The 16,061-nt window shown below is 50.0% G+C and carries 16 protein-coding genes; 10 read left to right on the forward strand and 6 right to left on the reverse strand.

All coding sequences use genetic code 11. The features are described from left to right. Positions 1–8: 8 nt before the first annotated feature. On the forward strand, positions 9–422 hold the full coding sequence (locus tag CWI84_RS05260) for a group I truncated hemoglobin (RefSeq protein WP_126841527.1): 414 nt from the start codon (positions 9–11) through the stop codon (positions 420–422). A 768-nt stretch (positions 423–1,190) separates the two neighbouring features. Here CWI84_RS05260 and ychF read toward each other — a convergent pair. From ychF to CWI84_RS05290, 6 genes are all read right to left on the reverse strand, one after another. Then, on the reverse strand, positions 1,191–2,282 hold the full coding sequence (ychF, locus tag CWI84_RS05265; RefSeq protein WP_126841528.1) for a redox-regulated ATPase YchF: 1,092 nt from the start codon (positions 2,280–2,282) through the stop codon (positions 1,191–1,193). An 11-nt stretch (positions 2,283–2,293) separates the two neighbouring features. Next, positions 2,294–2,884, reverse strand: coding sequence for an aminoacyl-tRNA hydrolase (pth, locus tag CWI84_RS05270; protein ID WP_126841529.1), 591 nt, complete (start codon positions 2,882–2,884; stop codon positions 2,294–2,296). An 18-nt stretch (positions 2,885–2,902) separates the two neighbouring features. After that, the gene (locus CWI84_RS05275; protein WP_126841530.1) at positions 2,903–3,568 is read right to left on the reverse strand and encodes a 50S ribosomal protein L25/general stress protein Ctc; all 666 of its coding nucleotides are present in this window, start codon (positions 3,566–3,568) and stop codon (positions 2,903–2,905) included. Positions 3,569–3,767: 199 nt separating this feature from the next. Then, complete coding sequence (locus tag CWI84_RS05280; RefSeq protein WP_126841531.1) at positions 3,768–4,715, reverse strand: ribose-phosphate pyrophosphokinase; 948 nt, start codon at positions 4,713–4,715, stop codon at positions 3,768–3,770. A 77-nt stretch (positions 4,716–4,792) separates the two neighbouring features. Then, on the reverse strand, positions 4,793–5,644 hold the full coding sequence (gene ispE / locus CWI84_RS05285) for a 4-(cytidine 5'-diphospho)-2-C-methyl-D-erythritol kinase (protein ID WP_126841532.1): 852 nt from the start codon (positions 5,642–5,644) through the stop codon (positions 4,793–4,795). Next, positions 5,632–6,306, reverse strand: a complete 675-nt coding sequence (locus CWI84_RS05290; protein WP_126841533.1) for an outer membrane lipoprotein LolB — start codon at positions 6,304–6,306, stop codon at positions 5,632–5,634. The genes ispE and CWI84_RS05290 overlap by 13 nt, the downstream gene beginning before the upstream one ends. Before the next feature lie 149 nt (positions 6,307–6,455). On the opposite strand from CWI84_RS05290, the gene hemA reads away from it, so the two are divergent. Genes hemA through CWI84_RS05335 form a run of 9 tightly spaced genes read left to right on the forward strand, consistent with a single transcriptional unit; the run spans position 6,456 to position 16,054 of the window. Further along, positions 6,456–7,715: a glutamyl-tRNA reductase gene (gene hemA / locus CWI84_RS05295; protein WP_126841702.1), complete on the forward strand. Its 1,260-nt coding sequence runs from the start codon at positions 6,456–6,458 to the stop codon at positions 7,713–7,715. Between the two features lie 15 nt (positions 7,716–7,730). Then, positions 7,731–8,822 (forward strand): peptide chain release factor 1, encoded by a 1,092-nt coding sequence (gene prfA, locus CWI84_RS05300; protein ID WP_126841534.1) that lies wholly within the window; start codon positions 7,731–7,733, stop codon positions 8,820–8,822. Next, positions 8,815–9,660, forward strand: coding sequence for a peptide chain release factor N(5)-glutamine methyltransferase (gene prmC, locus CWI84_RS05305; protein ID WP_126841535.1), 846 nt, complete (start codon positions 8,815–8,817; stop codon positions 9,658–9,660). The genes prfA and prmC overlap by 8 nt, the downstream gene beginning before the upstream one ends. Before the next feature lie 20 nt (positions 9,661–9,680). Continuing rightward, complete coding sequence (locus CWI84_RS05310) at positions 9,681–11,156, forward strand: DUF3369 domain-containing protein (RefSeq protein WP_126841536.1); 1,476 nt, start codon at positions 9,681–9,683, stop codon at positions 11,154–11,156. 8 nt (positions 11,157–11,164) lie between these two features. Then, on the forward strand, positions 11,165–11,539 hold the full coding sequence (locus CWI84_RS05315) for a SirB2 family protein (protein ID WP_126841537.1): 375 nt from the start codon (positions 11,165–11,167) through the stop codon (positions 11,537–11,539). 35 nt (positions 11,540–11,574) lie between these two features. After that, complete coding sequence (locus CWI84_RS05320; RefSeq protein ID WP_126841538.1) at positions 11,575–12,390, forward strand: SirB1 family protein; 816 nt, start codon at positions 11,575–11,577, stop codon at positions 12,388–12,390. Positions 12,391–12,417: 27 nt separating this feature from the next. Then, positions 12,418–13,680, forward strand: coding sequence for a DUF819 family protein (locus CWI84_RS05325; RefSeq protein WP_126841539.1), 1,263 nt, complete (start codon positions 12,418–12,420; stop codon positions 13,678–13,680). Positions 13,681–13,695: 15 nt separating this feature from the next. After that, positions 13,696–14,541 carry a 3-deoxy-8-phosphooctulonate synthase gene (gene kdsA / locus CWI84_RS05330; protein WP_126841540.1) on the forward strand — a complete coding sequence of 282 codons (846 nt, stop codon included), beginning with the start codon at positions 13,696–13,698 and terminating at the stop codon, positions 14,539–14,541. Positions 14,542–14,545: 4 nt separating this feature from the next. Further along, a complete protein-coding gene (locus tag CWI84_RS05335) occupies positions 14,546–16,054 on the forward strand; it encodes a TrkH family potassium uptake protein (protein ID WP_126841541.1) in 1,509 nt (502 codons plus the stop codon). Positions 16,055–16,061 lie beyond the last annotated feature (7 nt).

Consider the following 16,061-nt stretch of genomic DNA (forward strand, 5'->3'; position numbering starts at 1 on the left):
AGAACAGCATGAAAAGCATTATTGTCGCACTCGCATTGCTATTTAGTGTCACCGCTGGCGCCGCGCAACAATCATTGTATCAACAGTTCGGTGGCAAACAGGGCATCGCCGACATTACCGAAGAAATGCTATTCCAAGTGGGCGGTGATGAACGCATCGCACACCATTTTGAAGACGTCGATATCGTTCGCTTACATCGCTTACTCACCGAACAGATTTGCCAAGTTGTTGGCGGACCCTGCGAATACACTGGCGATACCATGAAAGCCTCACACCGCAATCTCGGTATTAGTACCGGTGACTTTAACGTATTGGTCGAGCACCTAATCCGTGCCATGGAAAAATTCGACATACCCACCAGTGCACAAAACCAACTGCTCGCCAAACTCGCCGCCATGCACAACGACGTTGTCGAAGAATAGCCACAGTCTCTGGTTGGCGCCAATTCTTTACTGCGGCGGTAAGCTTGGGCTCGCGGCATCGTCAGGGTTGGGGCTGATTGTTCTCTACCACGGCAATTAGCTTGGGCACGTCGGCATCGTGAGGGGCTGGAGGGCGCTTGGTGTGTAGGCGCTCAGAGGGTCATTGCACGGCACCCCGCCGGTTCACGAAGCTGGGGAAAAAGCCGCTCAAGCTCATCCATGAGGCGCTTAGTCTCCGGCCGTCCATGGCCGGAGATACTTTTTCTCCAGCTTCGCGCCCCAACGTTGTGCATTACATGTGGGAGAGGTCGCGCCTACACCCCAAGCTAAGGGCTACGGAGAAGCGATGCCGATGCAACACCGAGCGCGCCGTGGCAGAGAACAATCAACCCCAAGCAGGCTGTCCGAAGCTATTGGATTGCGGCTAATAGATAAAGGCTGATACTTCTTTACTGCGGCTTTCCGCGATGGTGGGCGGCATCGCTTCTCCGCACCTATTTGGCTCGGGGTGTGGGCGCGTTTTCCTCGATATTGATTAGCGTGTCGTTGGGGCGCGGGGGCTCCGGTAAAAAGCATCTCTGGCCAGGGAGGGCCAGAGACTGAGCGGCCATGGATGGCTCGAGCGTCTTTTTACCGGAGACACCGTGAACCGACGGGACGCTGAGCACCAATCACCCCAGCGCCCACACCCCGAGCCTTTCCCCCAACCCTCACGATGCCGCGAGCCCAAGGCTTCGGCCGCAGTAAAGAATTGGCGGGCTTTTAGTGTTATACGTTGAAGCGGAAGTGGATAACGTCGCCGTCTTTGACGATGTACTCTTTGCCTTCTAGTCGCCATTTGCCGGCGTCTTTTGCGCCTTGTTCGCCGTTGTTGTTGATGAAGTCATCAAAGCCAACGACTTCGGCACGAATGAAGCCTTTTTCGAAATCGGTGTGGATTCGGCCTGCGGCTTGTGGTGCGGTTGAACCGATTCTTACGGTCCAAGCGCGCACTTCTTTTTCACCGGCGGTGAAATAGGTGTGTAAGGATAGCAATTCGTAGCCGGAACGGATTACGCGGTTTAGACCGGGCTCTTCAAGGCCTAATTCTTCAAGGAAGACTTCTCGGTCTTCGTCTTCAAGCTCAGCCATTTCAGCTTCAATTGCTGCACAAACTGGCACAACGATCGCGTTCTCTTTGCTTGCGATGTCGCGAACTTGATCAAGGTACGGGTTATTTTCAAAGCCGTCTTCATTAACGTTCGCAATGTACATTGTTGGCTTTAAGGTCAGCAGGTTAAATGAGCGAATGGTGGCTTTTTCGTCGCTACTGAGGTTCACTGAACGGGCCATATCACCGTTATCAAGGGCCGGTTTTAGCTTCTCTAAAACGGCAATTTCTGCTTTTGCCTGCGCGTCGCCGCCTTTGGCGCGTTTACCTAGGCGGTGCAAGGCTTTATCGACGGTATCTAAGTCTGCAAGAGCTAGTTCGGTGTTAATGGTGTCGATGTCGTCAGCGGGGTTAACGCCGCCTGCTACGTGAACAATGTTGTCGTTTTCGAAACAGCGAACAACATGACCGATAGCGTCGGTTTCACGGATATTGGCAAGGAATTGGTTACCTAGGCCTTCGCCCTGTGAGGCACCTTTGACTAGGCCGGCTATGTCGACAAATTCCATCGTCGTTGGAATAACTCGCTGTGGGTTCACGATGCTCGCTAACTGGTTGAGGCGAGTGTCTGGGACGGGTACCACGCCAGTATTCGGCTCAATGGTACAAAACGGAAAGTTTGCTGCTTCAATGCCTGCCTTAGTTAGGGCATTGAACAAAGTCGATTTTCCGACGTTGGGTAAACCAACGATTCCGCATTTAAAACCCATGATGTGAACCCTTATTTGGTACTTTTAAAACTGTGTAAAAGCTGCTGCGCAGCTCGTAAATCTTGCTCTATTAACACATCGACGGCATCGCAGGATGCATCAATGGTGTCTTGAATTCTTTGGCGTTCGCTTAACGGTGGTTTGCCGAGAACGAACCCGGTTACTTTGGCTCTATCGCCTGGGTGGCCAATGCCGATTCGTAATCGGAGAAAATCGGCCGTGCCCAATTTAGCATGAATATCTTTGATGCCATTGTGGCCGCCCGAACCTCCGCCTTTTTTAAATTTCGCAACCCCAGGCGGCAAGTCTAGCTCGTCATAAGCGACCAGAATTTGCTCGGGTTCGATTTTGTAAAAATTGGCGAGGGCAGCGACAGACTGGCCGCTTTTATTCATGAAGGTTTGCGGCATAATTACCCGCAGGTCGGTGGTTCCACGTTGCCAACGCCCCTCTAAACCCCAAAATTTATTATTGGGTGTTAGCGAAATAGCGTGGCGGCGGCAGAACTGATCAACCAACCAAAAACCCGCATTATGGCGAGTATCTAAATACTCGGGGCCTGGATTACCCAGGCCCACGAGCAGACGTAAGGGCTTTTCCATAGTGCTAGGAAAGCGCGCTTATTCTTCGTCTTTCTTTTCTTCTTCCGCTGGAGCTTCTGCTTCTGCAGATTCTTCAGCTTCAGGTTCTTCTTCTTTCTCAACGCGTGGTGCAGTGACTGATACAACCGCTTGGTCGTGGTCTTCACCTTTGGTCAATTCAACCAACTCAACGCCATTTGGCAAGTTCAAGTCAGTTAAGTGAACCGTGTCACCTACTGCAAGGCTTGCTACGTCAACTTCCAGGTATTCTGGTAAGTCTTTCGGTAAGCAAGTGATTTCAACGTCGTTGACGTGGTGAACAATCACACCGCCTTCGTCTTTCACGCCTTTTGCAGTTGCTTCATTGATGAAGTGCAATGGAATGTGAGTATGAAGTTTGTGGCCTGCTTCAACACGTTGGAAGTCCAAGTGAGTCAGCTTTGGCTTGTACGGGTGACGTTGCATATCCTTAAGGATTGCTTGGTGTTTTTTACCGTCAATTTCCAGCGTTAAAATGTGTGAGTAGAACGCTTCGTAGTCAGCCATGTTGTTCACTTTGTTGTGATCAACAGTCAATGCTACTGGCGCTTTATCGCCACCGTAAAGGATTGCTGGAACTTTATCCTGATGACGTAGGCGGCGGCTCGCACCTTTCCCCATGTCTTCACGGATTTCAGCTTTAATATTGAAATCTAGTTTAGCCATAATTAAGACTCTCAAAGTCAAAAGTAATTAAAGTGTGATTGTTCGCGACCAAACAACCACTCGGACCCCATTTTTTAGGGGCGCGGAATGTTAGCATTAGTGGGGGCGGAAAACAACGCTAAATGTTAGCGAAAGGGTACCGGCGAACCCGCTGAACAGGCTCGCCGGGGTAGAGTAGAAAGCGCGATGGTTAATCGGCTTAGTATTCGAACATTGCGGAGATAGATTCTTCGTTGCTGACTCGGCGTAATGCTTCAGAGAGCATACCACTGAGTGTTAACTGGGTAACTTTGCCGGTTGCTTGCATTGCCTCACTGAGCGGGATGCTGTCGGTAACAATCACTTCATCAATTTCGGAATTTTTGATGTTGTCTACCGCGCTGCCGGAGAATACCGGGTGAGTGGCGTAGGCAAAGACCCGTTTAGCACCGTTTTGCTTCAGCGCTTCTGCGGCTTTGCACAGTGTGCCTCCAGTATCGATCATATCGTCGACGATGATACAATCGCGACCTTCAATATCACCGATAATATGCATAACTTGTGAAACATTGGCCGACGGACGGCGTTTATCAATGATCGCCAAATCGGTGTCGTTGAGGAGCTTGGCAACGGCCCGTGCACGGACAACGCCACCAATGTCAGGAGACACGACGACAGGGCGCTCAAATGGTTGCTTACTCATGTGTTCAAGCAACACTGGGCTACCAAATACGTTATCTACCGGGACGTCGAAGAAGCCTTGGATTTGCTCTGCATGCAGATCCACAGTCAGGACGCGGTCAACACCTACGCTGGACAAGAAGTCGGCAACCACTTTCGCTGTGATTGGTACCCGCGCTGAACGCACGCGGCGGTCTTGTCGGGCATAGCCGAAGTACGGCATGACGGCGGTAATACGGCCAGCAGAAGCGCGACGTAATGCGTCAACCATGACGATCAGCTCCATCAGGTTATCGTTTGTCGGAGCACACGTTGATTGAACAATAAACACATCTGCACCGCGAACATTTTCGTTGATCTGAACGCTGATTTCACCATCGCTAAAGCGTCCAACCTCGGACTCTCCAACTTTAATATACAAACGATCGGCAATCTTTCGGGCAAGCTCTGGTGTGGCATTACCAGCAAAAAGCTTCATGTCAGGCACACGCAACCTCGACTTATTTTGGTAGTGGGTTAAAGAAGTTATAGCGCAGCTACACACTAACTGCTAACACGACTGCACTATTCTGATAGCTCCGATAGCGCCTTCGCGGCTGGCGAATGCTGCAGACCTCGCACTACCCAAGCATTCAGTGATTGCGGGAGTTGCTGGAGAGCCTGCTGGGCGGCGGCTTTGCTTGCAAATTGTGTAAACAAGCAGGCGCCAGAGCCAGTCAGCCGAGTTGGGCCGTATTCTAGCAACGTGGCGCGGGCATTGGCAACTTCGGGGTAGAGCTTACAGACCAATGCCTCAAAGTCATTTGTTGTTGTTTGTTGTTGCCAGTTTGTAGCCGCAATCGGTGGGTGCTGCCGCGGGAGATCGGGGTGCTGATACAGCCGCGGGGTGCTTACGTGAACATCTGGATGGGCCAAAATGTACCATGTCGCAGGCGTTTCCGTGGCGCTAAAACGTTCACCGATGCCTTCGGCAAAGGCGGCTTCTCCGTGGACAAAAATGGGGATATCCGCGCCCAGTGGTAACGCGATGCGTTGCAATTCGGCGGAACTCAGCTGGAGCTGCCATAAGTGGTTTAATGCTAACAACGTTGTTGCAGCGTTGGATGAACCACCGCCTAAACCGCCTCCTGTGGGAATCGCTTTGGTTAATTCAATCGCCACTCCCGGTAGAGCCTGATGTTGGGTTTGTGCCAGAGCTCTGGCGGCTTGCATGACTAAATTCTGTTCAGGGCTAACATCGACACCGGGTGCGGATAAGGTAATCTGGTCATCATCACGCAACCGAAAACTTAGGCTGTCGCATAAATCGATAAACTGGAAAACCGTTTGTAATTGGTGATAACCGTCGGCTCGGCGCCCTGTGATATGTAAAAACAGATTCAGTTTTGCCGGTGAGGGCAGGGTTAAGGTTGCCATTCGGTCATTCTCACTTTTATTTTTACTTTCTCGCTTGCTACTACCAGTTGTGCCGGTAATTGCCAACTCTGCTGAGCAAACTGTACCGGTTGGTAGGCTTGCCAATCTAATGCCCATAACTGTTGGCTCGGTGAGCGCCACGTTGCTCTGGCGAGCGTACCATCGTCGTAGGTTTTTACCTGTTCAACGCCGCTGGGTAAGGCACCGGTGAAAGCCTTTTGTAACAGGCTAAAGGGAATTTCCGTACGCAATAAGCCAGCCACCAAATTGTCCGCATTCGGGGCTGAAATTTTGCCGTTTTCTTCATCCCACCAGATCGCTCGTTGAGGACTGATGGTTAAGGTGGCAAGCACGCCCTGCAACGGGTGTGAAAAGGTAATCAGAGTATTGTTTGGCTCACTATCCCAATTAAAATAAAGGCCGTCGCGCTCACCGGTTAGGCGATTGATAATGGCTAACTGCCCTTGTGCTTGCCAGTGGTTCAGGTTTGCCAGTTGTTTTTGGTGAGCTATTGCTTGAGGGTTGTTGCTACCGATCCAATTTTCAGTGCTTCGATTGCTCGGATCGATAAAACTGGAGCAAGCCCCAAGCATTAGCACCAGAACCACATTGAAAACGGCTCGCAAGCGTCTCTGGCGGTGATTTCCTGAAGCACTCATCATGCGCTGATATCCCTAGTAAATCGTATTGTTGCGTAGTTGACCACGAATAAGGGTGGCTTTCAATGCTCAGGCCTTTGGCGTACAATGCGCTCAGGCTAGATAACAGCATGCTATTGACTGACCTGACCTGGACCTTGAATGCCCAACCGATGAATATTTTTACCTTAGGTATTAATCACAAATCCGCGCCTGTTGGCTTGCGTGAGCGAGTTGCGTTTAGTGCTGAGCAACTCGAATCCGCGTTGGCTGCGATTCGGCAGTTGCCGGGCGTCGATGAAGCTGTGATTGTTTCTACCTGTAACCGCACCGAATTATATTGCTCTGGCGACGTCGCTGAAGATGCATTGGTCGGGTGGTTAGCGGCATTCCATCAACTCTCTCCTGAGCAATTGCGCGAACATCTTTACCAACACCGACATGAGCAAGCCATTGAGCATTTATTTGCGGTTGCCAGTGGTCTGGATTCATTGGTGTTGGGTGAACCGCAAATTCTTGGGCAGGTGAAACAGGCGTATCAGCAAGCGAAGCGCCAAGCAGCGGTGGGCGGGGTATTAGAGCGTTTATTTCAGTACTGTTTTCGGGTGGCTAAGATGGTGCGCACCGATACCGACGTTGGACAAAATGCGGTATCAGTGGCCTACAGCGCGGTGAGCTTAGCAAAACATATCTTTTCGCGAGTCGCTGATGCACGGGTATTGCTCATTGGTGCAGGCGACACCTCAGAACTGGTTGCGCAACATCTGAAAGAGCAGGGCGTCAGCCAGCTAAAAGTTGCGAATCGGACGTTACAGCGGGCGCAAGAGTTGGCGACCAAGTTTGCCGCCGAAGCACATACCTTGGCTGAATTACCCGAGTTATTACCTAATGCCGATATCGTGGTGAGCTCAACTGCTTCGACGCTGCCTTTGGTTGGTAAAGGGATGGTAGAAAAGGCCTTACGTCAACGCCGCCATCAACCGATGTTGTTTATCGATTTAGCGGTTCCGCGAGATATCGAAGAACAAGTGAATGAACTCGACGACGCCTATTTGTATACCGTCGATGATTTACAGAATATTATTAGCGAAAATCTGCGCAATCGTGAACAAGCGGCGCAGCAGGCGCAGCAAATTATAAGTAGTGAGCGACAGGCATTTGTCGACTGGCTGGCGTCTCTTAACAGTGTCGATTTAGTGCGTGACTTTCGCCAGCACTATCAGGCTTTGGCACAACAACAGTTGTCCCGAGCAATGACGCAATTGCAGGCAGGTAAAGACCCGCAAGCGGTATTGGAGGAGTTCTCTCACCGTCTGACCAATCAAATGTTGCATGAGCCCACGCGAATGATCAAAAAAGCTGGAGAAAATGGCGACCAGCATACGTTGGCCGTACTACAGCTATTATGTAGTGAAGGCAAAACAACTTCATAATAAACGAGGATCTGCATGAATCCGTCGATTCAGAAAAAATTAGAAAGCTTGTTAGAACGCTATCAAGAAGTACAAGTGCTACTCGGCGAAGCCGACGTCATTCAAAATCAAGACCGCTTCCGCGCGTTGTCAAAAGAATATTCTCAACTTGAACAAATTGCCGATTGTTTTACCGCATGGCAACGGGCTAATGAGGATGTTGATGCGGCAAAAGAAATGGCGAACGATGACGATCCCGATTTACGCGAAATGGCGCAGGACGAGTTGGCAGAGTCGGAAAACAAAGTGGAAGCACTCGCGCAGCAGTTGCAAGTATTGCTGTTGCCCAAAGATCCTAACGATGATCGCCCGTGCTATTTGGAAATTCGTGCCGGTGCCGGCGGTGACGAGGCGGCTATTTTTGCCGGCGATCTGTTCCGTATGTACAGCCGCTATGCGGAGACCCATGGTTGGAAAGTTAATGTGGTCAGTGCAAACGAGGGTGACCATGGCGGATACAAAGAAGTGATAGCGAATGTTACCGGTGACGGCGCCTATGGTCGCTTGAAGTTTGAGTCAGGAGGCCATCGCGTGCAGCGAGTCCCAGAAACAGAATCACAGGGGCGCGTGCATACTTCGGCTTGCACCGTTGCTGTGTTGCCTGAAATTCCCGAAGCCGAAGCGATAGAGATTAATCCGGCCGATTTGCGGGTGGATACCTTCCGCGCGTCGGGCGCTGGTGGTCAGCACGTTAACCGAACCGACTCTGCTATCCGCATTACTCACTTACCGAGTGGTATTGTGGTGGAGTGCCAGGAAGAACGTTCACAGCATAAAAACCGTGCCAAAGCGATGTCGGTACTACAAGCGCGATTACAACGTGCAGAAGACGAGAAACGCCAAGCCGAAGAAGCTTCAACGCGCCGTAACCTAGTCGGTAGCGGCGACCGTTCTGAGCGTATTAGAACTTACAACTATCCACAAAGTCGGGTCACTGACCATCGGATAAACCTGACCTTGTACCGTCTTGATGAAGTCTTGTCGGGCGAGTTAGATGTATTATTAGACCCAATTATTACTGAGCATCAAGCGGACCAATTGGCGGCTTTAGCCGATGGCAATGGCTGAGGTCAGCATTGCTGAAGCGCTTGGCTGGGCACGCCAGCAGTTGGCTGGGGTTGACCAAGAGACCGCCAATGCTGACGCTCGGATGCTGTTAGCCGAGTTACTCGGTGTCGATTGGAGTTATCTTATGACCTGGCCCGAGCGCCCGTTAAGGCCTCAGCAATGGCAACAGTTTCAGGATTGGATAGCGCGTCGGCAAGCCGATGAACCGCTAGAATACCTCACCGGAACGGCCGATTTTGATGGCTTGAAATTACAGGTCACGCCAGCGACATTAATCCCCCGAGAGGATACCGAAACACTCGTCCGAGCAGCGCTAGAGCTTTCAATACCAGCAACCGCAAAGGTCCTCGATCTGGGAACGGGGAGTGGTGCAATCGCGCTGGCGTTGAAAGCACGTCGACCTGAATGGCAGGTGTTTGGTTGTGACAACTCGGCCGCGGCGTTGCAGGTTGCTCAGCAAAATAGTGAAAATCTGGGTTTGTCGGTGAGCTGGTATCAGAGTGATTGGTTTTCCGCATTCTCGAGTAGCGATAAGTTTGACCTCATTGTCAGTAATCCCCCTTATATCGCTCACAACGATCCACATGTGAGTGATTCCGTTCGGCGCTATGAACCTGCTACCGCGCTCTATGCTGATGCCGACGGCATGGCCGATATTGGTTATATTGCGAGGGCGGCAAAACAATTTTTAACAGCGAACGGGGCATTGTTATTTGAGCACGGTTGGCAACAGGCCGATCAGGTAGTTTTGACGCTCAGAGAAAATCGTTATAAAAAGGTTAAGAGTTGGAAAGATTATGCTAGTGTAAGTCGAGTCACTGGTGGTTTTTGCGATTAACGAATAAGCAGGGAATCGACATGAGTAGTCAGTTTATGTTTGCTGATGAGCCAACAGCAAACACTCCCAATCTTCCAGATGATCACTGGAAAGTAATGATTGTTGACGATGAGCCCGAGGTTCATGCTGTCACCAAATTAGCGTTGAGTGACTTCCACTTCTTAGGAAAAGGATTGTCTTTCTTCAGCGCGTACTCTGGCGAAGAAGCCAAGCAACTGATCAAAGAGCATCCCGACACGGCCATCGTACTGCTCGACGTGGTGATGGAGACCGATGATGCCGGGCTCAACGTTGCGCGTTTCATTCGGGAAGAGGCGAATAATCGATTCTCACGTATTATCTTGCGTACCGGGCAACCTGGGCAAGCTCCTGAACGCACGGTCATCGTAAATTACGATATTAACGACTATAAATCGAAAACCGAGCTGACCGCGCAGAAGCTATTCACTGCAGTTATGTCAGCATTGCGTTCATATCGCGATATCATGTCCATTGATCATAGTCGCCAAGGTTTAGAAAAAATCATCTCCTCGGCGGGCAATTTATTTGCGCTGCAATCGATGAACAGTTTTGTCGATGGCTTGGTGCAGCAATTAAGTTGGGTCATTGGCGGCGCGCAGCAAACTTTTTACGCCAGTAACGACGAAAATCAACCACAAGGTTACACCGTGAAAGCCGCTTATGGTGATGAAGCCGAAGTGGCGAAAGGCCAGCGTTTGCGTTCGGTCATTCCTGCCGAAGCACTTGAGCATTTGGACGACGTGATAAAAAACCACAGCGTTTATGTTGGCGACACCTTCGTGTTGGCGTTTTGTCGTAGCCACTGTCGGCCGCAAGGGGCGGTGCTTTATATTGGTGGGCTAGCGCGGCAACTTTCGGAAGATGAGCACCATGTATTGCATCTATTCGCTGAAAATGTTCAACAAGCACAAGACAACGTGCTGTGTTTGGAAGACGCTGACCGTTTTCTGGCTGAGTTAGCCGATCAGTGGATGAGCTTAAGTCTAGATCATCTCGATGAGGTGTTAGCGAAGTCTCGTATTGCTCGTATTGCTTACCACCTAGCTAACCAAGTGAAGAGCCAACAGCCACAGGCGACGGCTTGTGCAGCAATGATTTACCAACAAGCGGAACAATTGATTCATGAGGTGGATCAGCGTCCAGCTGCAGTAGAAGCGTTATGTCAACAGCGTGTGAGTCGCTCACTCCGGGCGTTGGCGAATGCTGAAACGGTGGCGACCACCATTGCTTATCGAGCGCTTTATGAGCGCTTAGAGCGGTGGGATGGCTTAGGTCTGCCCGATGGCAAACAAGGCGAGGACATCGCCTTAGATAGCCAAATATTAATGGTGTCGGTACAGTTGCTCGATTGGTTTAGCCAAGAGGAACCTATCGCGGCGATTAAAACACGACTGAATCAGGAGCGGGCCAGCTATTATTCACCGGAATTTTTGGATACGGTTATCAGTCAATTGGAAACGTTAAACGCGCAATAAGGATATCTATGTACTCAGCATTTAAACACCTGCACCTCACGTTTATTGCCATAAGTGTGTTATTATTCTTGCTTCGTTTTGTATGGGTGATGCGCGACTCTGCAATGATGCAGAAAAAGTGGGTGAAGATTGTTCCTCACATTAATGACACCTTACTACTGCTAAGTGCGGTAGGGTTGATGGTGATGATCCATCAATACCCTTTCGTTAATACTTGGCTAACAGCGAAGCTGCTGGGTTTAGTTGCCTACATCGGTTTTGCCACTATGGCGCTTAAAAGTGCCGGTGGCAAACGCTGGTTAGGGTTTGCCTTAGCGGTCATTACGTTGTGGTATGTGGTTAATGTGGCGGTGACCAAGTCAGCCCTCGCCAGTTTAGGATAAGCGCATCATCATTGGAAGTTAAGCAATGAGGTGACATGTCAACGACTTCGCGCTTTGCATTTTTAGAACTCACAGAGAACTCTGTCCTCTCCACTATTGAAGTCGTGTGGGAGATAGGGCGTATATTTGCGCCTAATTCTGCAACCGCAATTAGCGAATTTAATGACGCTATTGAGCCGCTTTCTGCACTCCGTGACGATGCCTTAAGCGAAGCCAAACTGAAGCGTTTATGTGACGAATTCTTTATTCAGTTGGGCTTCAGTGAACCGCCTGAAAGTTTGATCACGAGCCGGCGCGTATTCGCCCATCAGGTGGCAGGGTTACGCACCGGCCTTCCCATTACCTTAGCCTTGTTATTCCAGGCTGCGGCGGAGCGCGCAGGGGTGACAGTCGACATCATCGATTTCCCTGGGTATCCATTGATGCGCTGCGATATTCATCAGCAAAGCATTTTTATTGATCCGCGTAGCGGGCATTGGCTCAATGCTGAGCAGTTAAAACAGCGCTTTGATGATGCTTTAGAAGGCGATTCTGAATTCACTTGGGAATGGCTAGAAATGAGTTCGCAAGCCACTATTGTTCAAGCTTACCTAACCGAGGTCAAACATAGCCTAATGATGGAAGCGAAGTTCGAACAGGCACTGACGGCGATTTCGATGCTACTGACGCTGTCGCCCAACGATCCTTACGAAATTCGTGACCGCGGTTATTTATACGAGGAACTAGATTGTCAGCACGTTGCGGTTGACGACTATCAGTATTTTGTAGAACAGTGCCCGGAAGATCCCAGTGCAGAGATGCTGAAGTTGCAGTTAGAGAGTTATCCTGGGCCACAGCAAGTATTTCATTAAAATAAAAACGGATTAAAGGAGTATTCCATGTCGTCCCCGGTTGAGGCTAGCGCAGCACTGGTTACTAATGATGGTGTTGTCATTGGCCTACTGATGGCTATTTTAGGCCTAGTGTTTTACACCCAAGGTAGCGAAAAGCCGATTTTCAAGAAGTTCTATCAGTATGTGCCAGCATTGCTGCTCTGCTATTTCTTGCCATCGCTATTAAATACCTTCGATATCGTTAATGGCAACACCAGCGCGGTGAGTGACATCACCATGGATTATCTGCTTCCGGTATGTATGGTGTTGCTAACCCTTAGCTTAGATATGAAAGCGATTCTGCGGTTAGGGCCAAAAGCGGTTATTTTGTTCTTGGTTGGTACCTTGGGCATTGTTATCGGCGGTCCCATTGCGTTGCTGGCGGTATCAAGCGTATTCCCCGAGTTATTAAATGGTGCTGGGCCTGATGCGGTATGGCGCGGTATGACGACCATAGCTGGCAGTTGGATCGGTGGCGGTGCAAACCAAGCGGCAATGAAAGAAGTGTATGAAGTGGGTGGCGACATTTTCTCTGGAATGGTTACCGTGGACATTATTGTCGCTAACTTATGGATGGCGGTTTTACTGTACTTTGCTTCGAACGCTAAGCAGATTGATGCGCGTACTGGTGCCGATACACGTGCCATAGATGATATTAAAAAGCGTGTTGAAGCATTTGAAGCCGAGCATGTACGTAATCCTACGTTACGCGACTTAATGCTGATTTTAGCGGTCGGTTTTGGTGTTGCAGGGTTAGCGCATTGGCTCGCCGGTGGCATTGCGCCGAGTATTGGTGAAAACTTCCCACAACTGAAAAATTTCAGCTTAGACAGCCAATTTTTTTGGTTGATCATTTTGGCAACAACCGGCGGTATCGCTCTGTCCTTTACTCGAGCGCGGCGTCTTGAAGCGGTTGGCGCATCAAAGATCGGTTCAGTTTTCGTTTACGTATTGGTCGCAAGTATCGGCTTGCATATGGACGTAACGCAAATAGCTGATGCGCCAAAATACTTTTTGATTGGTGCTATTTGGATGCTCATCCACGCGACGTTGATGTTGTTAGTCGCCAAATGGTTGAAAGCGCCCGTGTTTTATATGGCGGTCGGAAGTCAGGCAAATGTTGGTGGTGCGGCGTCAGCCCCAGTCGTGGCTTCGGCTTTCCATCCATCGTTGGCTCCCGTTGGGGTGTTGTTGGCCGTTATGGGCTATGCACTGGGCACTTATATGGCGTATATTTGTGGACAAATACTGCGCGTTATCGCCAGTTAATAAGGGGCAGTTATTGTGAATCAACAACACATTGCTATCGCAGATATTGAAGTTGGCAATGATCGACCGTTTGTATTGTTCGGCGGCATGAATGTGCTTGAATCGCGTGATTTGGCGATGAAGGTTGCCGAGACCTTTCGCGAAGTCACCGATGAACTCGGCATTCCCTACGTTTTCAAAGCCTCTTTTGACAAAGCTAATCGCTCGTCTATCCATTCTTATCGGGGACCAGGTTTAGAGGAGGGGCTGCGGATTTTTGAGGAAATTAAGCAGCAGTTTGATTTACCGCTCATTACCGATGTCCACGAACCTTATCAGGCAAAGCCCGTAGCGGAAGTGGTTGACGTTATTCAGTTGCCGGCATTTTTAGCGCGTCAGACCGATCTCGTTATCGCGATGGCAGAAACTGGTGCCGTAATCAATGTGAAAAAGCCGCAGTTTCTAGCGCCGCATGAAATGCGTCACATTCTAACCAAGTTTCATGAAGCAGGTAACGATAAGATCATGCTTTGTGAACGGGGCTCAGCGTTCGGTTACAATAACCTAGTGGTTGATATGCTTGGCATGGATGACATGAAAGCCTTCGCCCCAGTTATCTTTGACGCGACCCATGCCTTGCAACGTCCAGGCGGTCGTACGGACAGTGCTGATGGCCGCCGGCGACAAGCGACAGAACTCGCTCGCTCGGGCATGGCATTGGGTTTGGCTGGACTGTTTATAGAAGCGCATCCGGACCCGGCTAACGCCAAATGCGATGGTCCTTGTGCATTACCGCTTGCTGCATTGAAAGGCTATTTGGAGCAAATGCAGCAGCTAGACAATTTAGTTAAATCTTTCCCTGCGTTGGATACCTCACGGTAATATTATGGCTGAACAGCATCGGCACCCAAACATTCAAGACGAATCACTGCATGTGCCGTTCAGCCAAAGTAATTCTGTGCGCCTGCTGGCAAAAGCGGTTGGTGGCTTAATAGCCATTTTCGCTATCGCGTTGTTAGCGCCTTTTGTGCTGGCTGTGGTGAACGCCGAGAAGGATCAGTGGCATTATCTAACCTTGTCGGTAATTGGTATTGTTGTCGGCGTCGCACTTTTTCTGCAACCTACTCGCGGGGCTTCGCTTCGAGCGCGTCAAGTATTTCTCCTGACTACCGTGTGCTGGTTATGTGCCGGGATATTTGGGGCTTTGCCACTATACATTGCGGGCCCCAAGCTGGGTTTTGTTGATGCGTTGTTTGAGTCTATTTCCGCAATTACTACCACCGGATCTACAACGATAGTTGGGCTGGATAAACTCCCTTCCAGCGCATTACTCTGGCGAGCGATGCTGCAATGGTTGGGAGGCGTTGGCATTATCGTCATGGCAATGGCCATTCTGCCGTTTTTGCAAGTTGGCGGCATGCGCTTGTTCCAAGCCGAATCATCGGATATTTCCGGAAAGTTCCTGCCACGCTCTAATCACATGGTGATGGCCATTGCGCGCGTTTATTTGCTGCTGACTATTGTAGCTGCCACGGTGTACTGGATTCTCGGCATGGGTGGGTTCGATGCAGTCGTGCATGCAATGACCTCTGTGGCTACTGGCGGCTTTTCCAATTACGACAGCTCCTTCGGCTTTTTTAACGACCAACCGGCATTGGTTGTGGCCGCGACGCTAATGATGTTTCTTGGAGCTTTACCTTTTGTGCTCTACATCCGTGTATTGAAAGGCGATACTGAACCGCTATTACATGATCCTCAGGTGCGGGCATTTACGATTTTTTTAGTGATTGTTATTACCGCATTAGCATTGTTACAAGCCTGGAATGGCCGCGACACGTTGGATGCCTTTATTCACACTGGGTTTAATGTGGTTTCCGTGGTAACCACGACCGGCTATGCCACAGAGGATTATAGCCAATGGGGTGGTTGGGCGATCATGGCATTCTTTTACCTGACCTTTGTCGGGGGCTGTACCGGTTCGACTGCTGGCGGTATCAAAATTTTTCGTTTTCAGCTCTCGCAGTTGCTGTTAAAAAAACAATTCGCGCAACTGATTCACCCTAACCTGACGCGGGTTCAAACCTACCAAGATAAGCGCGTAAATGACACTTTGTTGGGTTCAATGGTAGCGTTTTGTTTTATGTACTTTTTACTCGTTGGTGCATTAGCCTTTGGTTTGAGTTTCTTCGATATGGATTTTATCTCGGCCATCTCGGGAGCAGCGACTGCGGTGAGTAACGTTGGGCCAGGTCTTGGTGATGTGATCGGCCCAGCAGGCAACTTCGTAACCATAGAGCCAGGTGCTAAAATCTTGTTGATTATCGGTATGTTAGCTGGACGCCTGGAAATTATGACGGTATTGATATTGTTCCACCGTCAATATTGGCGACACTAATCATCAC

The organism is Idiomarina tyrosinivorans, from assembly GCF_003987475.1.
In the GTDB taxonomy this organism is placed as follows: Bacteria; Pseudomonadota; Gammaproteobacteria; order Enterobacterales; family Alteromonadaceae; genus Idiomarina; species Idiomarina tyrosinivorans.